The organism is Mesorhizobium sp. M0496, assembly GCF_040321205.1.
Taxonomy (GTDB): Bacteria; Pseudomonadota; Alphaproteobacteria; order Rhizobiales; family Rhizobiaceae; genus Mesorhizobium.
Genome location: NZ_JAMYRC010000039.1, coordinates 26,359 through 49,380, shown reverse-complemented (window position 1 = coordinate 49,380; position 23,022 = coordinate 26,359). Strand labels below are relative to the sequence as shown.

General features: G+C 62.8%; 24 protein-coding genes, 1 pseudogene and 1 riboswitch. Of the genes and pseudogenes, 11 read left to right on the top strand and 14 right to left on the bottom strand.

Features of this window, described 5'->3' with window-relative positions:
- The first annotated feature begins 264 nt into the window (after positions 1-264).
- Positions 265-585 carry a DUF1330 domain-containing protein gene (locus NKI73_RS26465; protein ID WP_352633997.1) on the top strand — a complete coding sequence of 107 codons (321 nt, stop codon included), beginning with the start codon at positions 265-267 and terminating at the stop codon, positions 583-585.
- A gap of 57 nt (positions 586-642) precedes the next feature.
- On the opposite strand, the gene NKI73_RS26460 is transcribed toward NKI73_RS26465, so the two are convergent.
- The 4 genes from NKI73_RS26460 to metX form a co-directional block, all read right to left on the bottom strand.
- Entirely contained in the window at positions 643-1,635 is a 993-nt protein-coding gene (locus tag NKI73_RS26460) for a glycosyltransferase (RefSeq protein WP_352633995.1), read from the bottom strand.
- 117 nt (positions 1,636-1,752) lie between these two features.
- Positions 1,753-2,553 (bottom strand): Stf0 family sulfotransferase, encoded by an 801-nt coding sequence (locus tag NKI73_RS26455; protein ID WP_352634023.1) that lies wholly within the window; start codon positions 2,551-2,553, stop codon positions 1,753-1,755.
- Positions 2,554-2,564: 11 nt separating this feature from the next.
- Positions 2,565-3,179, bottom strand: a complete 615-nt coding sequence (metW, locus tag NKI73_RS26450; RefSeq protein ID WP_023757246.1) for a methionine biosynthesis protein MetW — start codon at positions 3,177-3,179, stop codon at positions 2,565-2,567.
- A 58-nt stretch (positions 3,180-3,237) separates the two neighbouring features.
- Positions 3,238-4,407, bottom strand: coding sequence for a homoserine O-acetyltransferase MetX (metX, locus tag NKI73_RS26445; protein WP_352633992.1), 1,170 nt, complete (start codon positions 4,405-4,407; stop codon positions 3,238-3,240).
- Between the two features lie 112 nt (positions 4,408-4,519).
- A riboswitch (SAM riboswitch) is annotated at positions 4,520-4,597 on the bottom strand.
- Positions 4,598-4,734: 137 nt separating this feature from the next.
- On the opposite strand from metX, the gene hisC reads away from it, so the two are divergent.
- Both hisC and NKI73_RS26435 read left to right on the top strand, forming a co-directional pair.
- Positions 4,735-5,844 (top strand): histidinol-phosphate transaminase, encoded by a 1,110-nt coding sequence (gene hisC, locus NKI73_RS26440; RefSeq protein WP_352633990.1) that lies wholly within the window; start codon positions 4,735-4,737, stop codon positions 5,842-5,844.
- 6 nt (positions 5,845-5,850) lie between these two features.
- Positions 5,851-6,786 carry a prephenate/arogenate dehydrogenase family protein gene (locus tag NKI73_RS26435; protein ID WP_352633988.1) on the top strand — a complete coding sequence of 312 codons (936 nt, stop codon included), beginning with the start codon at positions 5,851-5,853 and terminating at the stop codon, positions 6,784-6,786.
- Here the strand turns inward: NKI73_RS26435 and NKI73_RS26430 are convergent.
- Together NKI73_RS26430 and NKI73_RS26425 are read right to left on the bottom strand one after the other, a co-directional pair.
- Positions 6,783-7,721, bottom strand: a complete 939-nt coding sequence (locus tag NKI73_RS26430; RefSeq protein WP_352633986.1) for a sugar kinase — start codon at positions 7,719-7,721, stop codon at positions 6,783-6,785. The genes NKI73_RS26435 and NKI73_RS26430 overlap by 4 nt on opposite strands.
- 10 nt (positions 7,722-7,731) lie before the next feature.
- Positions 7,732-8,730 carry a DUF2125 domain-containing protein gene (locus NKI73_RS26425; protein ID WP_352633984.1) on the bottom strand — a complete coding sequence of 333 codons (999 nt, stop codon included), beginning with the start codon at positions 8,728-8,730 and terminating at the stop codon, positions 7,732-7,734.
- 150 nt (positions 8,731-8,880) lie between these two features.
- Here NKI73_RS26425 and NKI73_RS26420 point away from each other — a divergent pair, with 150 nt between their 5' ends.
- The 3 genes from NKI73_RS26420 (at position 8,881) to NKI73_RS26410 (ending at position 11,189) form a co-directional block, all read left to right on the top strand.
- Positions 8,881-9,402: a gamma-glutamylcyclotransferase gene (locus NKI73_RS26420; RefSeq protein WP_352633982.1), complete on the top strand. Its 522-nt coding sequence runs from the start codon at positions 8,881-8,883 to the stop codon at positions 9,400-9,402.
- 120 nt (positions 9,403-9,522) lie between these two features.
- Positions 9,523-10,470 (top strand): aldo/keto reductase, encoded by a 948-nt coding sequence (locus NKI73_RS26415; RefSeq protein ID WP_352633980.1) that lies wholly within the window; start codon positions 9,523-9,525, stop codon positions 10,468-10,470.
- A 92-nt stretch (positions 10,471-10,562) separates the two neighbouring features.
- A complete protein-coding gene (locus NKI73_RS26410) occupies positions 10,563-11,189 on the top strand; it encodes a LysE family translocator (RefSeq protein ID WP_352633978.1) in 627 nt (208 codons plus the stop codon).
- Positions 11,190-11,210: 21 nt separating this feature from the next.
- On the opposite strand, the gene NKI73_RS26405 is transcribed toward NKI73_RS26410, so the two are convergent.
- The gene (locus NKI73_RS26405; RefSeq protein ID WP_352633976.1) at positions 11,211-11,999 is read right to left on the bottom strand and encodes a lysophospholipid acyltransferase family protein; all 789 of its coding nucleotides are present in this window, start codon (positions 11,997-11,999) and stop codon (positions 11,211-11,213) included.
- A gap of 120 nt (positions 12,000-12,119) precedes the next feature.
- Positions 12,120-13,022 carry a LysR family transcriptional regulator gene (locus tag NKI73_RS26400; protein ID WP_352633974.1) on the bottom strand — a complete coding sequence of 301 codons (903 nt, stop codon included), beginning with the start codon at positions 13,020-13,022 and terminating at the stop codon, positions 12,120-12,122.
- 170 nt (positions 13,023-13,192) lie between these two features.
- On the opposite strand from NKI73_RS26400, the pseudogene NKI73_RS26395 reads away from it, so the two are divergent.
- Positions 13,193-13,525, top strand: a pseudogene (locus NKI73_RS26395) (pyridoxamine 5'-phosphate oxidase family protein); the annotation flags it as partial.
- Positions 13,526-13,529: 4 nt separating this feature from the next.
- On the opposite strand, the gene NKI73_RS26390 reads toward NKI73_RS26395, so the two are convergent.
- The 3 genes from NKI73_RS26390 to ftsE form a co-directional block, all read right to left on the bottom strand.
- Positions 13,530-14,255 (bottom strand): YdcF family protein, encoded by a 726-nt coding sequence (locus NKI73_RS26390; RefSeq protein ID WP_352633972.1) that lies wholly within the window; start codon positions 14,253-14,255, stop codon positions 13,530-13,532.
- An 86-nt stretch (positions 14,256-14,341) separates the two neighbouring features.
- Positions 14,342-15,337 carry a cell division protein FtsX gene (locus NKI73_RS26385; RefSeq protein WP_352633970.1) on the bottom strand — a complete coding sequence of 332 codons (996 nt, stop codon included), beginning with the start codon at positions 15,335-15,337 and terminating at the stop codon, positions 14,342-14,344.
- Positions 15,330-15,989: a cell division ATP-binding protein FtsE gene (gene ftsE / locus NKI73_RS26380; RefSeq protein ID WP_010911739.1), complete on the bottom strand. Its 660-nt coding sequence runs from the start codon at positions 15,987-15,989 to the stop codon at positions 15,330-15,332. Before ftsE ends, NKI73_RS26385 begins: the two co-directional genes overlap by 8 nt.
- Positions 15,990-16,181: 192 nt before the next feature.
- On the opposite strand from ftsE, the gene NKI73_RS26375 reads away from it, so the two are divergent.
- The 3 genes from NKI73_RS26375 to NKI73_RS26365 all read left to right on the top strand — a co-directional run bounded on the left by NKI73_RS26375 (position 16,182) and on the right by NKI73_RS26365 (position 17,835).
- Complete coding sequence (locus tag NKI73_RS26375; RefSeq protein WP_352633967.1) at positions 16,182-16,826, top strand: hypothetical protein; 645 nt, start codon at positions 16,182-16,184, stop codon at positions 16,824-16,826.
- Between the two features lie 20 nt (positions 16,827-16,846).
- The gene (gene hpt / locus NKI73_RS26370) at positions 16,847-17,389 is read left to right on the top strand and encodes a hypoxanthine phosphoribosyltransferase (protein WP_352633965.1); all 543 of its coding nucleotides are present in this window, start codon (positions 16,847-16,849) and stop codon (positions 17,387-17,389) included.
- Between the two features lie 74 nt (positions 17,390-17,463).
- Positions 17,464-17,835 (top strand): response regulator, encoded by a 372-nt coding sequence (locus NKI73_RS26365; protein WP_352633963.1) that lies wholly within the window; start codon positions 17,464-17,466, stop codon positions 17,833-17,835.
- Here NKI73_RS26365 and NKI73_RS26360 read toward each other — a convergent pair whose 3' ends face one another.
- On the bottom strand, positions 17,836-18,783 hold the full coding sequence (locus NKI73_RS26360) for a DMT family transporter (RefSeq protein ID WP_352634021.1): 948 nt from the start codon (positions 18,781-18,783) through the stop codon (positions 17,836-17,838).
- Positions 18,784-18,993: 210 nt separating this feature from the next.
- Between NKI73_RS26360 and NKI73_RS26355 the strand changes: the two genes are divergently transcribed.
- Complete coding sequence (locus NKI73_RS26355) at positions 18,994-19,887, top strand: LysR family transcriptional regulator (RefSeq protein WP_502905617.1); 894 nt, start codon at positions 18,994-18,996, stop codon at positions 19,885-19,887.
- Here NKI73_RS26355 and NKI73_RS26350 read toward each other — a convergent pair.
- Complete coding sequence (locus NKI73_RS26350) at positions 19,866-20,237, bottom strand: glyoxalase superfamily protein (RefSeq protein WP_352633959.1); 372 nt, start codon at positions 20,235-20,237, stop codon at positions 19,866-19,868. The genes NKI73_RS26355 and NKI73_RS26350 overlap by 22 nt on opposite strands.
- 109 nt (positions 20,238-20,346) lie before the next feature.
- Complete coding sequence (locus NKI73_RS26345) at positions 20,347-22,941, bottom strand: TIGR02302 family protein (RefSeq protein ID WP_352633957.1); 2,595 nt, start codon at positions 22,939-22,941, stop codon at positions 20,347-20,349.
- Between the last annotated feature and the right edge of the window lie 81 nt (positions 22,942-23,022).

Here is a 23,022-nt window from a genome sequence, read left to right as displayed (position 1 = left end):
GATGTGACGTTACAAAAACCAGCTGCCCGTGTCACTCACCGTGCGGGTCCTTGGCCCGCGCGAGATAACGAATTCCCGTTGTTAGCGCTCCAATTGCAACAGCACTGCCGGACAGAGCATTTGCGAATCACCCCGGAAGCGACCCGCCGCGACCGATAGCATGTATTCCATTACCTCGGACGTAATCGCTTCGCGCTCAACGTTTGAGCAGATTGCTATTGCGAGGTCGGCTGGTCGGCTTCGCTACAAAGGGAATGCAAAATCATGACCGCCTATGCCGTTGCCCATATGCGCCAGGCCACGCTGGGCCCGCAGATCGTCGAATATCTGCACAAGATCGATGCCACGCTGGAGGTTTTCAGCGGCCGTTTTCTGATTCATGGCGGCGATGTGGAGGTGATCGAGAACGACTGGCCTGGTCATCTGATCATCATCGAATTTCCCGACAGGCAGCATGCGCGTAACTGGTATAGCTCGCCGGCCTACCAGGCGATACTGGCGCTGCGTACAGACAATTCGGAGTCCGACGCGGTGTTCGCCGATGGCGTCGAATACCCGCACAAGGCCACGGATGTTCTGAGTTGACTGGTGCCAGACCAATGCAACGTTGCGGGCGTGGCGCAAGGGATCGCGATAAATCGCCTAGCTGTGCCCGACATAGTCAGGCACGGTCTCGATTTCGTCGCGAACCATGCCGGTAGCGAAACTGAACTGGCCCCAAAACGCCAAGCCATAAAATGCCTGACCGACAATCAGGGAAAATGGAATTTGCCAAAGCGGCATCCCTGCTTCTCGGGCATGGCCAACGATACGTCGTGTTGTGCGCCACGACATGGTGAACCATCGGCTGAAAGACTTCGCCACCCGTTGCGTGCGGCTAGGCGCACTAAGCTCCACATATTTGCGGTCGGCATCGCGACCGGTTACCAGTGCACGCCAGTAAAAGAATTTCCAGCCACGTGGCGAGTAATGGTAAGCGCGTGCATTGACATTATAGATCTTGTGACCTTCAAGTTTTAGTTTGCGCATCAGCAATGTGCAGGAGACTTTGAACCCATTATGTTTTGGGAAAGGATTTTTCGTAATCCAGTCGCGCCGAAAAGCTATATTATTGGCGTTAATTGCCCTCTTTGAAGCAAATCTCCCGTCTCCATGTGCCATGGGAAAAAACCAAATCAAAGCAAATGTTCTAGAAAAGAAGTCATCATGCAAGAGGTAGGTGTATCCGTTCACGCAAACAATTTCAGATTGTGCGAACGGCTCAAGTAAAGTTGATAGCCATCCGGGTTCAGCTACGGTATCTGAATCGGATAAGACAATTACGTCCCCATCGGCTTTCAAGATTCCTTTATTCTTCAGGTCGTAATATCGCCCTCCTGGGCAAGCGGCAAAGATGACGTCGGCAACTCGTTCCAGTTGCGGTGCTTCCGCTGTGATGTCGCTACGAAGCGATTTTGCATCCGCCTCTGTTCCGCCGTGGGAGATGACAACCTTCGGTCTGGCCAAGCCGGCTGAGGAAACCGAAGTGATTTCACGCGCCAGCGCCTTCAGTCCAACGCCGACTTCGCCCCAATCTATGGATTTGGCGTTCTCCATTTCCAAGACGAGCGAGTATGTTGCGCGTTCCTCAGCCATCTCTGCACCGACCATTCATCAGCGTCTAGATGGCTATCGTCGCCGCAACCCAACGTAAAGACAACCCTATCGATCAAGCGGCAGTAGATTCGCAAAGCGCTCCTTGTCACTTTTCGATCAGATCGGACGCCGGCCCAGGTTTCTAAGAGTGCCGAAAGCGCGATGATTGCTGAGGTTGAATTTTGAGGGGTCCGAGTATTGCGACAAGAAGCGCTCCCTCCACTCCCTATTGACGTTGTCTCGTTGGATTTCGAGACCTGAACTTGGGGCTGGTGCAGATTCAGCAGATTCAAATGTGAGTTGCGCGCCTACCAGACTCGCGACTTTCTCAAGGCTGGCCTGTGGATTTGCCAAGAGTTCCTCGTATGTCAAGGACAGGAAAGACAATCCGTTTTTTGCAAGCCAGATGTCCCACGACAGATTCTCCAGCACGATTTTTTCAAGGGCCTCCGCTATCGATGCGCCGTCATAGCGTGGTGAGTTCTGAACAGCCTCAGTAGAGCGAAACCGACCGGTCTGACGAGCGCGTGACCAAGAGATTGCCTGACCAAGGAGATCGCGGCGAGTCAAGCGCACGTAGTGCAGCCCTGGAAGGCTGGCTGGGAGATCCACAGTCTTGGCCACCTGCAAAAACTGGCTTGCAAACAGTTTGGCAGCGTAAATTCCAGAGGGAGACCGCCCATCTTTCAATGCACGCAAAACCTGGGCACGGGGATCGCGAGGATAGTTCGGCATTGCGAGAACACGGCGGCCACCGAACCACTCGAGGGGGTTGCCAAGCTCGGCGGCTGCCATCAATCCAGCCAGATGATTGCTGCCGCTGCGCGGTGAGGTGCAGATGAGAATCCCGGCTTTCAACCCAGCCAGCATTTCCGGCGGGATTTCAACTGGCAGAGGGCGCCTACGAAAAAGATGCATGGCGATCAAGACTACCGCTTCAGCAAGAACACAGCCTGCTGGCCGAAGAAATTCCAGAACCACCACGGCATCGACAGGCCGATCTTCTGGCCATTGGCGTCGAGTGCGGTTGCTTTTTCCACGGTCGCGCCGAGTTCGTCGCACAGATTGACGAAGTCGCGGATGGTGCAGAAATGGATGTTGGGCGTGTCGTACCAGGAATAGGGCAGGTCCTTGGTCACCGGCATGCGGCCCTGGATGAACAGCGACAGGCGCACCCGCCAGTGGCCGAAATTGGGGAAGGACACGATCGCACGGTTGCCGATCCTGAGCAGTTCGTCGAGAACCAGCTTCGGGTTGCGGGTGGCCTGCAGGGTCTGCGACAGGACGACGAAGTCAAAGCCCTTGTCAGGATAGAATTCGAGGTCCTTGTCGGCATCGCCCTGGATGACCGAGAGACCGCGCGCCACGCATTCGTTGACACCACGTTGCGACAGTTCCAGGCCACGGCCGTCGACCTGCTTGGTGTCCTGCAGCAGTTCGAGCAGCGAGCCATCGCCCGAACCGACGTCGAGCACGCGCGACTGTGGCGGGATGAGGTTGGCGACGACCTCGAGGTCGACGCGCTGGTCGCGGTTGACACTCATGGCTTTGCCTCCTGCCTGGAGCATGATCCTGGACAGCCAAGTCTGCAACTTTTCGGGGTCATGCGTTGAGCCCTCTGGCCCGGGCCGCCGAGCCGATGAAGCCGTTGATGGCGGCAAACAGTTCCGGCTCGTCGAGCAGGAAGGCATCGTGACCGCGGTCGGTCTCGATCTCGACGAAGGACACCGATGCGCCGGCCGCGTTGAGCGCATGCACGATCGAGCGGCTCTCCTCGGTCGGAAACAGCCAATCCGACGTGAAGGACACCAGGCAGAAGCGGGTTTTGGTGCCGGCAAAAGCGTCGGCCAACCGGCCGCCATGGTCGGCGGCGAGATCGAAATAGTCCATCGACCGAGTCATGTAGAGATAGGAATTGGCGTCGAAGCGATCGACGAAGGTCATGCCCTGGTGGCGCAGATAGCTCTCGATCTGGAAGTCGGCGTCGAAGCCGAAGGTCAGCGCTTCGCGATCCTGCAGATTGCGGCCGAATTTCCGGTGCAGGGCAGCCTCGGACAGATAGGTGATGTGGGCGGCCATGCGCGCCACCGCCAAGCCCTTTTCCGGGCGTTTGCCGTGCTCGAAATATTTGCCGCCATGCCAGTCCGGATCGGCCATGACAGCTTGCCGGCCGACCTCGTGGAAGGCGATATTTTGCGAGGAATGCCGCGCGCCGGTGGCGATCGGCAGCGCCGAGAAGACGCGCTCCGGATAGCTCGACGCCCATTCCAGCACCTGCATGCCGCCCATCGAGCCGCCGAGCACGCAGAACAGTTTTTCGATGCCGAAATGGTCGATCAGCATCTGCTGCGCGCGCACCATGTCGCGGATGGTGATGATCGGCAGGTCGAGCCCATAGGGCTTGCCGGTGGCGGGATTGGTCGAGGCCGGGCCGGTGGACCCCAGGCAACCGCCGATGACATTGGAGCAGATGACGAAGAAGCGGCTAGTGTCGATGATCTTGCCGGGGCCGATCAACACCTCCCACCAGCCCGGCTTGCCGGTAACCGGATTGGTGCTGGCGACGTGCTGGTCGCCGGTCAGCGCGTGGCAGACGAGGATGGCATTGGAACGGGCGTCGTTCAGCGTGCCATAGGTCTGGTAGGCGATCTGGAACGGCGACAGCAGCGTGCCGGCGTCGAGCTTGAGCGGCTTGTCAGGTCCAAAACGCAAAACCGGGCTCGACGGTTGGTCGGCCTCGTTGTTGGTTTTGCGAGCACGCAGAGCGGCCATTGCATCCATCTCACACCTTGATCCCTGCACCGTGCTTTTCGAAAATCGATGCCGATGCGGTGTCCGGCCGGCGCGGGCAATAAAAAACCGGCATTGCAGTCGCAAAGCCGGTTACAGGATGCAAACGGCCCTTTAGCAAGTTGTTTAACGTGGCTGCAAGCCGACCGGCCAAATCACCACGGGAGTTAGTACCCCTTCTAGGGCTGCGGCAGGCCGGCGTCAACGGCCAGCCTTGGTCCGGGGGCTGTCACCTCTCGACATTGCGACCCACGGCTTGTATTTCCGCTGCGACTTCCCTGAGGAAGCGTTTTCGACGGATTTTGTGACATGAACCAGACACCGGACAAGGCACGTCCAACCCCGCGCGCGGGCATCATGGACATCGACGCCTATGTGCCGGGCAAGAGCACGGCGCCTGCCGGCGTTGCCAAGGTCTACAAGCTGTCATCGAACGAGAACCCGCTCGGTCCCTCGCCAAAGGCGATTGAAGCCGCGCGTGAGATTGCCGGCAAGCTCGATATCTATCCCGACGGGACCGCCAGGCGGCTGCGCGAAGCGATCGCCGAGGTGCATGGCCTCAACCCACAAAACATCATCTGCTCCAACGGTTCCGACGAGATCCTCGGCCTGCTGGCGCAGACTTATCTGGCGCCCGGCGACGAGGCTGTCATCACCGAACACGCCTTCATGGTCTACAAGATCTACATCCAGTCGGCGGGTGCCGTTCCGGTGACGATCAAGGAAACAGACGAGCGCGCCGACATCGACGCCATCCTGGCCGCCGTCACGCCGCGCACGAAAATCGTTTTCCTCGCCAATCCCAACAACCCGACCGGCACCTATGTGCCGTTCCAGGAAGTGCGCCGGCTGCATGCAGGTCTGCCCAGGCACGTGCTTCTGGTGCTCGACGCGGCCTATGCTGAATATGTCCGCCGCAACGACTATGAAGCCGGCATCGAACTGGTCGGCAGCGCCGAGAACGTGGTGATGACCCGCACCTTCTCCAAGATCGGCCTTGGCGGTGCGCGGATCGGCTGGATGTACGCGCCGATGCACATCGTCGACGCGATCAACCGCGTGCGTGGCCCCTTCAACGTCAATGCAACGGCGATCGAGGCCGGCATTGCGGCGATCCGCGACCGCGCCCATGTCGAGCGCAGCGTCGCGCACAACGAGACCTGGCTGACCTGGCTGAGCGAGGAGTTCACAAAGCTTGGGCTGCGGGTGACACCGAGCGTCGGCAATTTCATCCTCATTCATTTTCCTGACGATCAGAAACATTCTGCGGCAGCGGCGGACGACTATCTTACGGCGCGCGGCTTTATATTGCGGCGCGTTTCCGGCTACGGCTTTCCCAACGCGCTGCGCATGACCGTCGGCACCGAAGAGGCCAATCGCGGCGTTGTCGCCGCTCTCACGACATTCCTGAAAAGCTAGAACACCATGACATCACCGATGTTTGAAAAGATCGCGCTGGTCGGCATCGGCCTGATCGGCTCGTCGCTGGCCCGGGTCATCCGCCGCGAGGACCTCGCCCGCCATGTCGCCATCTCGACCCGCAGTGCCGCGACATTGGCGCGGGCGGAAGAACTTGGACTCGGCGATAGCTACACCACCGATGCGAAAGAGGCGGTCCGCGATGCCGATCTGATCATCGTCTCGGTGCCGGTCGGCTCATCCGGCGCGGTGGCCGAGGAAATCGCACCGGCGCTGAAGCCGGGCGCGATCCTCACCGATGTCGGCTCGACCAAGGCATCGGTCATCGCACAGATGCAGCCTTTTGTGCCGGCCGGCGTTCATTTCATTCCCGGCCATCCGCTGGCCGGCACGGAAAAATCCGGCCCCGATGCCGGTTTCGCCGATCTGTTCGACAATCGCTGGTGCATCTTCACGCCGGTGCCCGATACCGACCCGGATGCGCTGGAGCGGCTGTCGGAATTCTGGCGGCGCTGCGGCGCCAACATCGACACGATGGACCCCCAGCATCACGACATGACGCTGGCCATTGTCTCGCATTTGCCGCACATCATTGCCTATAACATCGTCGGCACCGCCGATGACCTGCAGTCGGTGACCAAGTCCGAGGTGATCAAATATTCGGCTTCCGGCTTCCGCGACTTCACCCGCCTTGCCGCGTCCGACCCGACCATGTGGCGGGATGTGTGCCTGCACAACAAGGATGCCATCCTCGAAATGCTGGCGCGGTTCTCGGAAGATCTGGCGTCATTGCAACGCGCGATCCGCTGGGGTGACGGTGAAAAACTCTTCGATCTGTTCACCCGCACCCGTGCCGTGCGCCGTTCGATCATCGAGGCCGGCCAGGACATCGACGTGCCGGATTTTGGCCGCCAGGCGGTCGAGCACCCCGCAAAGAGCTAAACTGTTTCAGGCAGGCCAGGCCAGGTCGCGGCAACCATGGCCAGCGTCTCGGCCCTGTCCGGCGCGCCCAGCCTGCCGCCGAAGCGCAGGCATTTGAGCGCGGCGGCCGCACTGGCAAAGCGCAGCGCCTGCTCTACCGGCATGGCTTCGGCCAGCCCGACGGCGAAGGCGCCGTGAAAGACATCGCCGGCGGCGAGCGTATCGACCGCCTTGATCCTCGGCGCCGCGACGTGGCGCACACGGCCTGCGGAACGGTCGTGCCACCAACTCCCTGCCGCGCCGCCAGTCACCGCGACAAAGGCGTCGGTGCGGCTGGCGAGATCGGCGCAAGCCTTTTCCGGGTCTAGCGCCTGGCCGCAGACAATGCGCGCCGCCGGCTCCGAAGCGACGATATGCGTGGCGAGCGGCAACAGCTGTTCCAGGACCTCCAGCGGCGCGGTGTCGGCATCGAGGATCGCCGGCCGGCCGATGGCGCGCGCTGCGTTGAGGGCAAGTGCTGCCGCGCCCGGCCAGCGGACATCGACCAGTACGGCGTCGAATGCGGAGAGGTCGGCGACCGGCAGGGCTTCGGGGTCGGCCTGCGCAAGTCTGTCATAGAACGGCACGATGATGCGCTCGCCATGCGCGTCGACCAGGATCGAGGCCAGTGCCGAGCGGGCGCCTCTGACACGGCGCACAAGGGTGCAATCGACGCCTTCGGCCTCGATGCCAGCGATGAGCTGGTCGGCGACGGCATCGTCGCCCGCGCTCGCCCACAGCGACACCTCAGCGCCCAGGCGGTGCGCGGCGCAGGCAGCACTGGTGGCCATGCCCGAGGCGATCTGGACGCCGTCGGAGGCGATGAACTTGCCCTGATGCACGGGCAGTGTCTCGACACGCAGGATGGTGTCGAGCGTCAGCGCGCCGACGCTCAGAAGTTTTGCCGGTCTGTTCATATAGGGATGCTTAATCGAGCGGCTTGATCTTGCCCAGCGGGATGAAGCCGAGCGAGGCCTTGCCCTTGACCACCTTGAGCGGCATCGACGGTTCGTTGCCGAGCACCGCCAGGGCAGAAAAACCTTGCTCGATCTGGCTTTTCTGCTCGGGTATGGCGGTGCCGAGGATGGCAGCCACCGCCTTCGGATCCTTCAGCCTGATCATCAGATCGGCGTTGACCAGGCCCTCGGCATCGACCGACAGCGGTCCCGAAACGGTGATGCGCGCCGTGCCCGATGACAGGTCGAGGTTGCGGATTTCGATCGCCTGGCCGCGCAGGCTCTTCACTTGCGTGCCGATGAGCGCGACGCCGTTCTTCAGCGTGACGTCGCCGCTGGCGTCGAGCGCCGGCAGCACGCGCCCGCCGATCGCATCGGGATCGATCTCGAGATCGCCAAAACTGCCGACATAATCGATATCCCCACCGTTCGGCTGCAACTGACCGGCGGCCTTGCCGGCGCTGAACAATTGCACCGGATCGGCATCGTCGGCCGGATCGGTCTGGCCGGACAGACCCTCCGCCTCCAGAACAATCCGCTGCGGTAACGGCCACCACAATTTGACGTTGGCTTGCAGATTGTCCCAGTCGATCCAGAGCGGCACCATGTCCGGAATGGAGGTCCTGAGCGGGCCGCGCAGATTGGCAACCGGCGACAGAGGCTGGATGATCTGAGCAGCTGCGTTGAATCTGCCGACCGAAGCGGCGATGTTCCTGGCATCGTCCTCGTAAGCCAGGTTGTCGCAGGAGACGGTAAAGCTCAGGGGATAGCCGCTGACCTGGAGGTTGGCGCAGCCGGCCTCGACGCCAGTCTTGTTCAGCGTGGCAACCGCCTTGTCGGCCTCGCTCCTGACCCGGTCGGCCAGGTAGAACCAGCCGCCGCTGTAGATGGCAAACAGCACCACGACGAACGCGGCAAGCCAGAACAGGCGGCGACGGTAACTCGGCTGGCGTTCGTCACTTGACGTCATGCTTTGGCTCTCGTTAACGCATGGGTGTTGCGGACGGACAGTCGATTCCGCCAACAATAGGTAGACAGAGACGAATAGGTAGACGGGACAGGCGGAAAAAACACCGGTCCCGGTGCGGTGTTGGCATTTTTTGCAATCAGGCGCGGCGATATGGGCGATTTTTGGGTGTTTGGCTATGGGTCGCTGATCTGGCGGCCGGGTTTCGCGCATGTCGAGACGCAGCGCGCCCGCCTGCATGGGTACCGCAGGTCGCTCTGTGTGTATTCCTTTGTGCATCGCGGCACGCGGGAGCGGCCGGGGCTGGTGCTCGGCCTCGACCGCGGCGGCTCGTGCATCGGCCTGGCGTTCCGGGTTCCCGGCGACTTGCGCGACGAGGTCATCACCTATCTGCGCGAGCGCGAACTGGTCACCAACGTCTATCTCGAGCGCTTGCTCAAGATTCGCCTCGACGGGGGCCGGACGGTCGAGGCGGTTGCCTACATCGTCGACCGCCAGCACGAGCAATATGCCGGCGCGCTCGACGCGGCGGAGGCGGCGGCCGTGGTGCACGGCGCGGTCGGCCAGTCCGGCATCAACGAGGATTATGTGCTCAGCACGCTGGAGCATCTCGAGGCGCTGGGCATTCGTGACCATTGGCTGGAGGATGTCGCCAGGCGGGTCGCGCCTTTGTGAAGCTGGCTCTGCGGAAAAAGGCGGCCAGGCCTTTGACCTCGATCAGTCGAGACCTAGGTTAGGTTCCGAACCTCAGCCCGCGGGCGCCATTCGTCCGCCCAATCATCCCGGAGATCCGCCTTGCAGAAACGCCGTCTCGGTCGCACCGACCTTTCCATCGCGCCGCTGGTTCTGGGCGGCAATGTCTTCGGCTGGACCGCCGACGAGAAAACCTCGTTCGACCTGCTCGACCGCTTCGTCGGCGCCGGCCTCAACGCCGTCGATACGGCGGATGCCTATTCGCGCTGGGTGCCCGGCCACAAAGGCGGGGAGTCGGAAACCATCATCGGCAAGTGGATGAAGGACCGGGGCAATCGTGACAAGGTCATCGTGGTCACCAAGGTCGGTTCGGATATGGGGCAGGGCCATAAGGACCTGTCCGCCGCATACATCGAAAAGGCCGTCGACGCATCGCTGAAGCGCCTGCAGACCGACACCATCGACCTCTATCTGTCGCACTGGCCGGACCCGACGACGCCCTACGAGGAAACCCTTGGCGCCTACGAGAAGCTGCTCGCCAAGGGCAAGATCCGCTATGCCGGCTGCTCGAACCTCGACGCCGCCCAGTTGCGCGCCGCACTTGATGTGGCGAGCCTGCGCAGCCTGCCGCGCTACGAGGTGCTGCAGCCGGAATACAATCTTTACGATCGCTCGTCCTTTGACGGGCCGCTGCGTGATCTCTGCGTGGCCGAGGACATCGGCGTCATCACCTATTTTAGCCTGGCCAAGGGCTTTCTCAGCGGCAAATACCGCAGCGAGGCCGATCTTGGCCAAAGCCCGCGTGGCGGCGGGGTGAAGGACTATCTCAATGCGCGCGGCATGCGCATCCTTGCGGCACTGGACGGCGTTTCGGCCAGGCATTCAGCCAAGCAAGCGGAAGTCGCGCTTGCCTGGATTATCGCGCGGCCAGGCGTCACCGCGCCGATCGCCAGCGCCACCAAGCCCGAGCAGATGGACAGCCTGATCAAGGCGGCGTCGCTGAAACTGAGCGCCGACGACATGGCCGAACTCGACAGGGCGAGCGGCTGAAGCTTTCGGCGACCGCTCCTCGCACGAACGTCCAAGACGATCCTCTTGTCTTGCCATAGCCTCGTTCGCACAGGGCGAGACAGAGGGTGCATATGACTGAGCCGCTTCTTTCGCAGCCGGATCTGTGGCGTCAGTTGCCCGCGCTGGTGCTTGCCGCCACGGTCGTCATGGGCAGCCCAGGGCCGGCAACGATAAGCGTCACCGCCGTCGGGGCCGCCTTCGGCCTGCGCCACTCGCTGCGCTATGCAGGGGGGATCATCCTGGGCACGATCGCCGTGCTGCTGGTCGTGGCGACCGGGGTCATGGCGGTGCTCACGTCGATGCCGCGGCTCGCGCCGCTGCTGGCTGTCGCGTCCGCCGCCTACATCCTCTATCTCGCCTTCAAGATCGCCACGGCCCCGCCCTTGGCGGCACGCGTCGCCGAGGCTTCGCGTCCAACATGGCTGGCTGGGTTCCTTCTCGCGGTCGCCAATCCAAAGGCCTATGTGGCGATCGCCGCCGTGTTCGCAGGTGCTTCGTCGAAACAAGGCGTCGCTGAGCTCGGTCCATGGCTGAGGCTGACGGTTCTCGCCCTGATGATCGTCGCCATCCATGCCGTGTGGCTCGTCGCGGGAGCAGCGTTCGCGCGCTTCCTGCGCCAGCCGGCAACCTCGCGGATCGTCAATTTGGTCTTTGCCGTGACGCTGGTGTTGACCACAGCGCTGGCAGTGTTTGGTTGAAAACTGGCCGGGAGTTTTCGCTCAGGCTTTCGCGCCGAGTTCCTGCAACCGCTTCACCGCCGTCGGCGGCAAGGCCGGCGGATTGGGTTCGTGGGATGCCTCAATGAGAAGCTGATCGCAGGCGGTCTCCGTCTCGCCGATCAGGCGTGCCATGAATTCGTCCTTGCTCAAGCCGGGCGGGATCGGCGGCAGGAAGCGTGCCTTGATGGTGCCGGGGTAGCGCAGGAATTTCCGGCGCGGCCAATAAAGGCCGGCGACATGGGCAACCGGCACCACCGGAACACCAAGCTGCGCATAGATTTCGACGATGCCGTATTTGTAGGCCGGCTCGTCGCCCGGTGCCCGGCGCGTGCCCTCGGGATAGATGATCAGCTGGCGAGGGTTGCGCGCCATCTCCGCCTTGGTCGCGGCGACCACCGCCTTCAACGCCTTCGAGCGGCTGCCGCGATGAACCGGGATCATCCGCATCTTCATGATGTACCAGCCGAAGAACGGGATCCAGGTCAGCTCTCGTTTCAAGATATAGAGCGGGTCCTGGAGGAAGGGGAAGAAGGCGATCGCGTCCCAGAACGACTGGTGCTTGGGCGCCAGGATGAACGAGCCTGCTGGCAGGTTTTCCTGGCCAGTGATGTCGCTCTTCGTTCCAGCGATCTTGTCGAAGAGCCACATCGAGGTGCGCGACCAGAATTTCGGCACGAACCAGGCGCGGTGACGGGGCGACAGGAAATAATAGGGGGTCCAGAGGATCATCTGGACGATCAGGTTGACGTAGAAGACGAAATTGAACGTCAGCGATCTGGCATAGAGCATGGGGGAGGCCCGGTGAGGAGGTGAGCGTTGGTTACACCAAGCGCGGGGAAAAAGGAAATGGCCGCGGGGCGCCTTGACCGACGAAGAAAAACGGTCGCCGATTGGGCAGACCCGGTTCCGCTACTTCAGCCGCGCCAGCCGCTCTTTCAGGCGCGGGCCGGCAAAATCAAGGAAGGCACGCAGCTTCACCGGCAGCAGGCCATGGCCCGCATGCACCAGGCTTACCGGCCATGGATTTGGCTCGAACTCCTCCAGCAGGACGCGCAGCATGCCGGACCGCAGCGCGGCCTCGATCTGGTAGGAGAGCACTTTGGTGAGCCCGACGCCGGCAATCGCCGCATCGATGGCCGCTTCGGCGGTGTTGACCTGAAGCCGTGAATGGACCTGAACCGGGATTTCTGCCTTGCCCTTGATGAAGCTCCAGGTGGCGGCGGAAGCAAGTCCCTCGAAGGTGATGCAATCGTGTGTTTCCAGATCTTCAGGGGTGGTCGGCGTGCCGTGTTCAGCCAGATAGGCGGGGCTGGCGCAAACGACGCGGCGGATCGCGCCGACGCCCATGGCGACCAGGCTCGAATCGGGCAACTGGCCGATGCGGATGGCGAGGTCGAAATGGTCCTCGACCAGCTGGGTTATATGGTCGGCCAATGTCAGGCGGATGTCCACGTCGGGATAGGCGGCGAGAAAACCGGTGACGACCGGCAGCACGTGCAGGCGTCCGAAGACGACCGGCGCGGTGATGGCCAGTTCGCCGGTTGGAGCGCTGTACTCTCCGGCAGCCGTGCGTTCGGCCTCACCGATGTCGTCGAGGATGCGGCGGCAGGCGGCAAGATAGGCCTGGCCGGCATCGGTCGGCGTCAGCCTGCGCGTGGAGCGGTTCAAAAGGCGTGTGTTCAGATGGCGTTCCAGATCGGAGACCTTGCGGCTGATCGTCGCCAGCGGAATGCCGAAACGGCGGCTGGCCGCGGAAAGGCTGCCGGCCTCCACCGCAGCGACAAAGAGCGACATGGCTTCGAGACGATCCATAGCTTCTTCCGGAAAATGGAAGGACGAGTTGCAAATATGACATCTGCATTGGAAGGATGGAAGGCTTTATATTGGGTGGTGTCGGCCTGCCTGCAGCATGGCCTCGCAAAGGAGTTGCCATGTCCGAAGCCCGGCCGCCACTGCCGCCCTTCACCGCAGAGACATCAGCGCAGGGCAATCTGGCCGACAATCCGCAGGCCTTCCTGTTCTTGATCGACTATATGCACCGCCAGCGCATCAAGCTCTGGGGTACGGCGCGTGTTGTCGAGAACGATGCCGAACTGCTGGCGAAACTGATGCCGCAAGATTACAAGGCACGCCCCGAGCAGGTTATCCTGTTCACGGTCTCGGCCTGGGATGCCAATTGCCCGCAGCATATCCCGCAGCGTTTCGAGGCGGCCGACGTGGCGGCTGCACTCGGCGAGAGAGACAGCCGCATCGAGCGCCTCGAACAGGAGATCGCACGCCTCAAGGGGATGTCGGGCGCAGCCGGCGGGCAATAATGGTTCAGCCGCCGGCCGCGGTTTCGGCCAGCGCAATGCCGTTGGGCGTCGGCTTGACCGGCACGATGCCACGCGCCAGCGCCAGCAAATATTTGTTGTACTCGGTGAACAGCACGCGCAATGCCCGCGGCTTGGTCATCCAGCCGCCATTGTCGAGGTTGGAATTGACCACCGGATAGGGCTCAAGCTTGGCGCCATGCAGCAGCCGGCCCATTTCCAGCAGGCTGCGCGGCATATGATAATTGTTGGTGACGAGGATCACCGTGCCATAGGCATGGCTTTCCACCCATTTGGCGCTTTCCTCGGCATTGCCGATGGTGTCGAGCGCGGCTCGGTCGATGTCGACGCAGCAGGAGAACAGTCTGATGTCGCCACCGGTCGCCGCCTGCAACTGGCGACGGCTGGCGGAAGGGTGCACGCCGCTGATCAGAAGCCGCTCGCCCTTGCCGGACGCAAGCAGATCCATGGCCGCATCGAGGCGCGACTGGCCGCCGGTCAGCACGATGATCGCATCTGCCCTGGCCGGATTGGCGGGCGTCGTCAGATGGCTGACCTTGTTGGCGAACCAGCCGAAACCGCCGGCAAACAATGTTGCGAGGACAAGCACGGAAAGAGCGGATATACGCAACGCGGCCCTTAGACGGCTCAACGTGCTACGGTCACGCGAAAGGGCAACCACCACTGGTAACTGTCCAGCCGTACCGGTCGAATCCCGCGCGTCCATTGCCATATGGTTAACCCTGAAATGCGGCCTTGGGTAGGTAAAAGACGCACTTTGCGTTACGCGAATTCTCCATCCGTGATCACCCTGCCTTGTTAGCCTGCATCCGGTTGGCGAACATCGATGTCGCTGAGATAGGCGACGACGGTGACGTGGGACGTCGCAGCCGTGAGCCCGCCGATCACCAGCACCATCAAGACGACACCGAGATAGCCTGCCGAACCGATGGCGAAATTGCCGAACAGGGCGGTCGCCTGGTCGGCCTGCGGCGTCGCCATATTGCGCGACGACCACCAGGAAAAGACGATGAAGACGAGCACTGCCGCGGCGCCACCTGCCGCGGCTCCCTTCATGCCGGTGACCAGGAAATGCCGGCGGAACTCGCGTGCGATGAAGCGCGCCTCGGCGCCGACGAAATGCAGCACCTCGATGATGTGGCCGTTACCGGCCATGGCACCGCGTGTGGCGAACACCACGGTCAGCACGGTTGCCGACAGCATCAGCGCCAGCACGGCAATGCCGATGGTCACCGTGGTGCGGGCCATGGCCACCAGCCGGTCGACCCAGGTGCGGTGATCGTCGAGCGACGCGCTCGGCAGTTTCGGCGTGATCGCGGCGCGCATGGCGGCGAAATCGGGCGGGCTGTTCTCGTCGATGGTGACGATGATCAGGCGCGGCACCGGCAGCTCGTCGATGTTGAGGCCTGAACCCAGCCATGGCTCCAACAGCCTTGCGGTCGCCTCGCGATCGATGATCCTTGTCGCCTTGACGCCAGGGAATTCGCCGGCGATCTGCGATGCCTGGGCAAGGGCGGCCTCCATGTCGATGCCGTCGACGGGTTTGATCTGGATCGTCGCCTCGCGCGAAATCTGGTTCTCCCAGACGGAAGCCGTGTCGCGCACCAGCGTCACCGCACCGAAGGTCAGGCAGGACAGGAATGTCATGATGGCGATGACCAGCACCAGCGCCCGGCCGGCGATGTTCTGCGCCGGCACGATCGGCGCCATCCTGCGTTGGACGCGCGGTCTTGCTGTGGCCGCCTCGGCGTCCTGCTCGTGTGCTTCGAGATGTTCGGCGGACAGTTCAGTCATAGATGTCCAGCCTTCCGCCGGCCAGGATCATGCGGCGCGCGTCGACCTGTTCCATCAGGCCGAGATCGTGGGTGGCGATCACCACGGCGGTGCCGAGACGATTGAGCTCGATGAACAGCCGCAGCAGGCGTCGCGCCAGTGGCGGATCGACATTGCCGGTCGGCTCATCAGCCAGCAGGATTTCCGGCTGCTCGATCAGTGCTCGCGCGATCGCGGCGCGCTGTTTCTCACCGCCGGACAGAACCGGCGGCAGCACATGCATGCGCTCGCCCAGTCCAACCCACTTCAACAGCTCGGTGACATCGGTGCGGTAGCTTGCTTCCTCGCGCCCGCGCACGCGCAGCGGCAGCGCGACATTCTCGTAGGTGGTCATGTGGTCGAGCAGGCGAAAGTCCTGGAACACCACGCCGATGCGGCGCCGCAGATGCGGCAGCTCGGTGCGCGAGATGCGTGAGCGATCCTTGCCGAAGATGGTGATCAGCCCGCGCGTCGGCTTCAACGACATGAACAGCAGGCGCAGCAACGTCGTCTTGCCGGCGCCCGAAGGCCCGCTCAGGAACTGGAAGGAGCGCTCCGGGATGTGCAGGGAGATGTCGCGGAGGATCTCCGGACCCATGCCATAGCGGAGGCCGACATTTTCGAAGCGAATCAATTTCGACGACCTGAAATTCGGCACGGCGGCGAGCCAGCCTGTTCTTGGTAAAGACCATCGGCCGGCATGGTTAACCGGCGGTTAATTCCTGGGCTTTTTCGGCTCGTCACGAGGGCTCCGGTGGGGAAGCGTTAACCATTTGTGTTTACGCAAAAGAAACGAAAAGCGAACACGTGCTGCAATGCTGGGGCCATGATGGCTGACGATCGAACCGCGCGCCCGGTTTCCGGCGAAATCATGACCGATCCGGCGGCAATTGCCGCTGCGGACCGGTTCATGCGTGGTTCGGCTGCCGACATCGTCGATGCCGACTACGTGGTGATGCCGCGTCTTGTCCCTGACGTGGAAAGCGTTTCGCCGTTGCCGCGCGCGATCGTCATGCCGCCTATCGAAGGCATGGACATGCTGCGCAAGCCCGAGGCCCCCGCGGAGCGGCCAACGGCCTCGCGTGGCGGGCCGATCTTCTGGATCGCCGGCCTCGGCGCCGCATTGGCCGCCTTCTGGGTCTCCGGCGGTCATGCGCTGGTGCGCCAGGCGCCGTTCCTGTCCGGCGCGCCGGCGCCGGCGCTCACTATTTCGGGTGTCACGTCACGCGTCGACGCCTCTGGGCCGAACCCCGCGCTGTTCGTCGATGGCGAGGCCACCAATGACGGGGCAAAACCGGCGCAACTGCCGCCGCTCGAAATCCGGGTGACCGGCAATGACGGGCATACAACGCGCTATACGTTGGGGACATCCGGCCGTTCACTGGCGTCCGGCGAAAGATTCGGCTTTGCCAGCAGGCTCGACGTGCCTAAGAACGGCGTAAGAACCGTTTTGGTCACTTTCGCCCAATAGGCGATTACCGAGGAACACCAATGCCAATCGTACGCGGCAAGGACATCGAAGTCCTGTTTTCAGCATCGGCAATCGCCCGGCGCAACCTCGAACTCGCCAAGGAGATCGCCGCCCACGACTATCACGATCTGCTGGTGATCTCGGTGCTGAAGGGCTCGTTCATCTTCGCCGCTGACCTTATCCGCGCCATGCACGATGTCGGCCTGTCGCCGGAGGTCGAGTTCATCTTCATCTCCAGTTACGGCGCCGGCACCACCAGTGGCGAGGTGAGGGTGCTGCGCGACATCGACAATGAGGTCGCCGGCCGCGACGTGCTGTTGATCGACGATATTCTCGAATCGGGCAAGACGCTGAGCTTTACCCGCGATCTGATGCTGTCGCGGGGCGCCAAAAGCTGTTCCATCGCCGTGCTGCTCGACAAGCGCATGCGCCGCCAGACTGCGCTCAATGCCGACTATGTCGGCTTCGACTGCCCGGACTATTTCGTCGTCGGCTACGGCATGGATGTCGCGCACGCTTTTCGCGAGTTGCCGTTTGTCGGTGTCGTCAAGGGCGACGTCTAAGCGACTTCAAAAAGGCTCGTTGACCCTCCGCGCTTTCAGGAAAAGTCAACCTTTCGCGGCCAAATATGCCGGCCATGGCAAAGCTTTTGATCGTCGAGGACGATGAGTCCGTCCGCACCCTGGCCGCCCGCGCGCTTGAACGCGCCGGGCACACGATCGATATCGCGGCGGACGGCGCGCAAGGGCTTTCGCTGATCCAGGCCACGCGTGGCGGCTACGATCTCGTCGTATCCGACATCCGCATGCCGGAGATGGACGGCATCGAGATGGCCATCGCGGCGGCAGCGCTCTTCCCGTCGATGAAGATCGTGCTGATGACCGGCTATGCCGACCAGCGCGAGCGCGCCGAGGAGTTGAACGGCATCATCCTCGATGTCGTGCAGAAGCCCTTTACGCTGGCTGAAATCCGCTCGCGCGTCGAACGGGCGCTGATCTGCTTCGCCTGATCAGGCTGGATCGGTGGCAGCGAGCACGGGTGGAGCGCTCTTGCGCCGTTCGGTGTTGAGCGCCAGCAGGCCGGCACCGATGATCAAGGCAGCACCGATCACGGTCGTCGACCGCGGCACCTCGGCGAAGAACAGGAAACCCCACAGCGGCGACCACAGGATGCCGGTGTATTCGAAGGTGGCAACGCGATTGGCCGGCGCCAGCCTGTAGGCCTGCGATAACAGGATCATGCCGGCGGAGGCGACGAAACCGCAGGCCGCCATCTTGAGAAAATCGGGCAGCGTCGGCCACAGCCACGGCCGCACCAGGAATTCCAGGCTCGGGTGGGCGGCGTGGGTAATGCCGGCCAGGTGAAATGCGCCGGCAACCAAGGCCGCGCCGACCAGATAGGCGCCGTTCTGATAGAAGGCCATGACGGTGGACGATTCGGTGTCGCCGATCTTGCGGGCCATCAGCTGCGAAAAGCCATAGAGCGCCGCCGAGCCCAGCGACAACAGCGCCGCCCAGTCGAATAGCCCGGTGCCGGGACGCAACATCACGAGGACGCCGAACAGCCCGATCAGCACGGTCGCCAGCGTCCGCCAGGAGACGCGCTCGCCAAGATACGGCCCGGCCAGCGCCATGATGAACAGCGGTGCCATGAAGTAGAGCGCCACCGCATCGGCCAGCGGCAGAGCGGCGATCGCCAGATAGTACATCGTATAGGAGGTGAACTGGATGAAGGCGCGCACCGTCAGCATGCCGAATCGCTTCGACAGTATCGCCCGCAAGCCAACATCGGCATGGACCAGAAATATCAGGATCGGCAGAGCGACGATCGAGCGGATCGCCATCACCTCGGTCACGGGATAACCGCTCGACACCGCTTTGACGAGCGGATCCTGCAGCGAAAAGACCAGCACGCCGAGGCACAGGCTCAGGATGCCGCCCATCATCCGATTCTGCATCTGCATCCAAGCTCCTGCGCGTACGATCCGAAGCTGCCGCCTGCCGGGTAAAAAGAACCCGCCACCGTTTCGGGCAGCGGGCACGAGTGAGGACTCTTGATTGGTCCGCGGCCGATTTCGCAGCCGCATATCCAATGGGTGAGGCCACTATCATCCTGCATTTGACATGTTGCAAACGAATTGGAATGATACCAGCGATCAAATTTCCTTATGGCGGATTTCGTGCGGCCAACCCTCGACAGCGACCTCCTGCGCACCTTCGTGGCGATTGCCGAGACCGGCAATTTTACCAAAGCGGCCGAGCAGGCCGGCCGCACCCAGTCGGCGGTCTCGATGCAGATGAAGAAGCTCGAAGAGTTGATCGGCGACAGCCTGTTCGAACGCGGTTCGCGCGGCGTCGCGCTGACGCGACGCGGCGGTGAACTCATCGTCAATGCCCGCCGCATCGTTTCGCTGCTCGATGAGACGGCGGCGTCGATGGCGGCAGCGCCGCTAGGCGGACCGGTGCGCATCGGCATTCCCGAGGAGTATGGCCACGCCATCCTGTCGCGCGCGCTCGGCGCTTTTTCGAAGCGCCACACGCAGGTCGAGGTCACCGTGCGCTATGCGCATTCGGGGGCGCAAATAGCGGCGCTCGCTACAGGCGAACTCGATCTGTGCGTGGTGTTCGAATGGCAGGATCCTGCCGGCGGCGAGGTGCTGATGCATGACCCGACCGTGTGGGTGACATCGACCCTGCACCACATGCATGAGGAACAGCCGGTGCCGATCGCGCTCTACAACCGCGCCGGCTGGTGCAAGGATTTCGCCATCAAATCACTGGAGCAGCGCAATCTTGCCTATCGTGTCGCCTATACCAGCGACACCACTGGCGGCCTCAAGCTCGCCGTCACCTCCGGACTGGCGATCGCGCCGATTTCGCGCAGCAACATTCCGGACGGCTGTCGCGAACTGACGGCCGCGGACGGGTTCGGCGATATCGATTCCTCGAATGTGGTGATGCACCGCAACCCGAATGCCTCCGGCGAGGCGATCGATGGCATGCAGGAGGCAATCCGCGAAGCGTTCGTCAACAGGCTGAATCAGCCGGCGGCATCCTCGTAGAAATGCAGGCGGTTGCCGAATGGATCGGCGACCGATACCTCGCGGGTCTTCCACGGCGTCTCTTCCAGGCCCGGCCTGGCGAAGCGGTAGTTTTTGCCGATCAACTCGCGATGCAGCGCGGCGATGTCCTCGACCTTGATGCGCACGGCAATGCCGGGTGCACCGTCGCCGTGATGTTCGCTGAGATGCAGGACGCAGCCGTCGCGGCCGACCGCCATGTAAAGTGGTGCGTTGTCGTCGAAGCGATGTTCCCACTGCACTTCGAAGCCGAGGAAGTCGATGTAGAATTCACCCGCCTTGGCAATGTCGAAGATGCGCAGGATGGGGGTTACGGCGCCAAGTCTGGGCATGGGGGTGCAACCGTTGGAAGGGGGTTCGAGTGGGGTGGAGGCGCGGCAATCCCTTTGTTTTATCGCAATTCCGGACGGAAAACCGCTTCACACTTTTCCTGGAATTGCTCTATTTCAGCTCTAGCAGCCGTTCCAGGTAGCTGCGTTCGATGTCGGGGCTCAGCGCATTGCCGAGCCGCTTGCGGATCGCTTCCAGAATCTGGCGCGCTCGCTGTACGTCGATCTCGTCGGGCACTTTCACCGAATCGCCAAAGTCGGGACCCTGGCTGGCGCGCGGCCGGCCGAGCGGGTCACGATCGGCGTTCTGCTGGCGGCCGCCTTGCTCGCTGCCGCCCTGGTCGCCCTGCATGGCCTGCATCTGCTTCATCATGTCCTTGGCGCCCTTGCGCAGCGCTTCCAGCGCCCGGCCCTGATGGCCGACGGCCTCGTCGCCTTCGCCTTCGCCGAGCGCCTGTTCGGCATTGCCCATGGATTTGCCGGCCTCGCCAAATCCTTCATTGGGCTCCATGCCCATGCCTTCGAGCCCCTTCTTCAACTGCTCGAGGTCGCTTTTCAGCTGGCCCTGGCCCTGCTGCAGCTGCTTCAGCGCGTCGGCGAATTCCTGGGGTGTCATCGGCTTTTGCCGGGCGAGGGGATCGCGGTCCTCGCCGACGCCCGGCTTCTCCTCGTCCTGACCGCTGCCTTCGCCGAGCTGTTCGTCGCGGTTCTGTCCGCGCTGGCGTTCGCCGCGCTGCATCTGGTCCATGCGGAAGGTATCGTTCATCATCTCCTGCTGGCGGCGCAGGATATCGCCGAGCTTGTCCATCTGCTGGCGCATCTCGCTGTCCTGCTGGCCGCCTTGCTGCTGACGGCCGGCCTGCAGGTTGTTCATCATATCCTGCAGTTGCGACAGCAATTGCTGCGCCTTGTCGCGGTCGCCCGACTTCGCCAGGTTCTCGATCTGGTCCATCATGCGGTCGATGTCGCTCTGGCGCAGTTCCTGGCCATTCTGCTGCATCTGCGGGGCGTTGGGATTCTGCTTGGCGCGCTCCGCGAATTCCTGCAGGAATTGGTTCATCGCCTCGCGCAGTTCCTTCATCGCCTTTTCGATTTCAGCGTCGCTGGCGCCATTCTTGATGGCGTCCTGAAGTGCCTGCTGCGCCTGGCGCAGCCGCTTTTCCGCGGCCGAGAGATTGCCTTCCTCGATGCCGAGCGCGATCTCCCAGAGATAGGAGACCTCGTTGCGCAATTGATCGTCGCTGTCGGCCATCTTCAGCCGGCTGCGGGCGCTCATGATGGCGAGGTAGTGGGACATATTGTCGAACGTGTCTTCGGGACGCAGCGTGATGGCGTCCATCAGGTCGAGCACGCGGGGCTTGGCATTGGCGTCGAGCGCCAGCAGGCGGCGCTGCTCGATCACGGCCCGCGCCAGCGGATTGGCGAATGGCCGCTCCGGCATCAGCAGCGTCTTGGTTTCGCTCGATGCGGTGTGGCCGGCATCGTCGGTGGCGACCAGTGTCAGCTTGATGCTGTTGCCGGCCCAGACATGTTCAGTCAGGTCCTTAGAGGTCCTGGCGGCATTCTTGCCGCCGCGGCGCGGCAGCGACAGTGGCATTTCAGGCGGACCATAGAGCGGATGGGCATTCGGTGCCTGCGGATCGGCAAGTGTGAAAACCGCCTTGGCATTGGCGGCGCCATAGTCGTCGTCGATCTGGTAATTGAGTTCGAAGGCGCCGTTGGCGGCCCGCTTCGGCTCGCCGACGAAGCGGATCTGCGGCGGCTTGTCGGCTATGACCGCGAAGGCCCAGCGGCCGAGCTGATCCTCGCCCGATGTCAGCGTCAGCGTGCCGTCATTGGTCAGCTTGCCGGTGAACTGGCGCACTTTGGACGGCGTCGACGGGCTTGCCGCAGGCTTGGCCGTAGCGGCGGCCTGCGGCCCGGCCGGGTCGATGGCGCGGGAATTGCCATTCTTGTCGGCATAGTCGAGCGTTTCCTCGCCCGAGCCGCCGGTCACGCGCAACGACACATCGCTGCCTTCGGGAACGGTGAAGGTCGGCGTCGCCTGGTTGGCGTCGGCGGTCAGGAAGATCGGCGGCTTGCCGGTATACGCCGGTGGCGTCACCCAGGCGTCGATGCGCGGCGGCACGGCATCTTGCGCGCCATGGGCATTGAACCCGTCGCTGACCCTGCCGCCCGTCGGCCCGAAGGAGAAGGCGAAGGCGGTAACGAACAAAAGTGCCGCCACCGCGCGCAGCCCCCAGGGGTCGCGCTCCGGCACGCGCGTGCGCGGCAGGTCGGCACCAAGGCTGTCGAGCTTTCCGGCCATGCGCTTCTGGTGTTCGCGCCAGAGCGCTTGCGAGAAGCTGCTTTCTTTGCCGCTAGGCCGGTCGGTCTGCACCAGCACCGGGCTGTGCAGCAATTGATTGGCCGCCTCGATGCGGCGGTCGATTTCGGCGGCACCAGGGATGCGGAAGAAGCGCAGCGGATAGAGCGCGGCCAGCGCCGCGATGGCGAAGGCGGCGACAAGGCCGATGCGCGCCATATCCGGCAGCCGTGAGAAGATGCCGAGCCATGAAACGCTGAGGAACAGGCTGGCGACGATGACGAGCGGGAGCAGCAACGGCCAGCCACGCTCGACCATCATCGAGACCCGCGTCGCCAGCCGGCTCAAGGCTAGGCGCCCGGCCAGGCCGCGATCGCTGCTGAAGGTGGGTCGTTGCGTCATCGGCCCTTCCTAAAGCCTATTCCATCCCGAAAGAACCGGGACAGGGCTCTATCTTCTTGAGCATGATCAGTTTCCGAAAAC

What these genes read in the sequence shown, in the direction of transcription:
- NKI73_RS26435 (WP_352633988.1), top strand. Translation starts at nt 5,851, where the DNA reads ATGACATCACCGATGTTTGAAAAGATCGCGCTGGTCGGCATCGGCCTG.
- NKI73_RS26410 (WP_352633978.1), top strand. Translation starts at nt 10,563, where the DNA reads ATGACTGAGCCGCTTCTTTCGCAGCCGGATCTGTGGCGTCAGTTGCCC.
- hisC (WP_352633990.1), top strand. Translation starts at nt 4,735, where the DNA reads ATGAACCAGACACCGGACAAGGCACGTCCAACCCCGCGCGCGGGCATC.
- NKI73_RS26425 (WP_352633984.1), bottom strand. Translation starts at nt 8,730, where the DNA reads ATGACGTCAAGTGACGAACGCCAGCCGAGTTACCGTCGCCGCCTGTTC.
- NKI73_RS26465 (WP_352633997.1), top strand. Translation starts at nt 265, where the DNA reads ATGACCGCCTATGCCGTTGCCCATATGCGCCAGGCCACGCTGGGCCCG.
- NKI73_RS26365 (WP_352633963.1), top strand. Translation starts at nt 17,464, where the DNA reads ATGGCAAAGCTTTTGATCGTCGAGGACGATGAGTCCGTCCGCACCCTG.
- NKI73_RS26430 (WP_352633986.1), bottom strand. Translation starts at nt 7,721, where the DNA reads ATGAACAGACCGGCAAAACTTCTGAGCGTCGGCGCGCTGACGCTCGAC.
- NKI73_RS26360 (WP_352634021.1), bottom strand. Translation starts at nt 18,783, where the DNA reads ATGCAGAATCGGATGATGGGCGGCATCCTGAGCCTGTGCCTCGGCGTG.
- metX (WP_352633992.1), bottom strand. Translation starts at nt 4,407, where the DNA reads ATGGCCGCTCTGCGTGCTCGCAAAACCAACAACGAGGCCGACCAACCG.
- NKI73_RS26460 (WP_352633995.1), bottom strand. Translation starts at nt 1,635, where the DNA reads ATGGCTGAGGAACGCGCAACATACTCGCTCGTCTTGGAAATGGAGAAC.
- NKI73_RS26355 (WP_502905617.1), top strand. Translation starts at nt 18,994, where the DNA reads ATGGCGGATTTCGTGCGGCCAACCCTCGACAGCGACCTCCTGCGCACC.
- NKI73_RS26385 (WP_352633970.1), bottom strand. Translation starts at nt 15,337, where the DNA reads ATGACTGAACTGTCCGCCGAACATCTCGAAGCACACGAGCAGGACGCC.
- hpt (WP_352633965.1), top strand. Translation starts at nt 16,847, where the DNA reads ATGCCAATCGTACGCGGCAAGGACATCGAAGTCCTGTTTTCAGCATCG.
- NKI73_RS26455 (WP_352634023.1), bottom strand. Translation starts at nt 2,553, where the DNA reads ATGCATCTTTTTCGTAGGCGCCCTCTGCCAGTTGAAATCCCGCCGGAA.
- NKI73_RS26350 (WP_352633959.1), bottom strand. Translation starts at nt 20,237, where the DNA reads ATGCCCAGACTTGGCGCCGTAACCCCCATCCTGCGCATCTTCGACATT.
- NKI73_RS26345 (WP_352633957.1), bottom strand. Translation starts at nt 22,941, where the DNA reads ATGACGCAACGACCCACCTTCAGCAGCGATCGCGGCCTGGCCGGGCGC.
- NKI73_RS26420 (WP_352633982.1), top strand. Translation starts at nt 8,881, where the DNA reads ATGGGCGATTTTTGGGTGTTTGGCTATGGGTCGCTGATCTGGCGGCCG.
- metW (WP_023757246.1), bottom strand. Translation starts at nt 3,179, where the DNA reads ATGAGTGTCAACCGCGACCAGCGCGTCGACCTCGAGGTCGTCGCCAAC.
- NKI73_RS26405 (WP_352633976.1), bottom strand. Translation starts at nt 11,999, where the DNA reads ATGCTCTATGCCAGATCGCTGACGTTCAATTTCGTCTTCTACGTCAAC.
- NKI73_RS26390 (WP_352633972.1), bottom strand. Translation starts at nt 14,255, where the DNA reads ATGGCAATGGACGCGCGGGATTCGACCGGTACGGCTGGACAGTTACCA.
- NKI73_RS26400 (WP_352633974.1), bottom strand. Translation starts at nt 13,022, where the DNA reads ATGGATCGTCTCGAAGCCATGTCGCTCTTTGTCGCTGCGGTGGAGGCC.
- NKI73_RS26375 (WP_352633967.1), top strand. Translation starts at nt 16,182, where the DNA reads ATGATGGCTGACGATCGAACCGCGCGCCCGGTTTCCGGCGAAATCATG.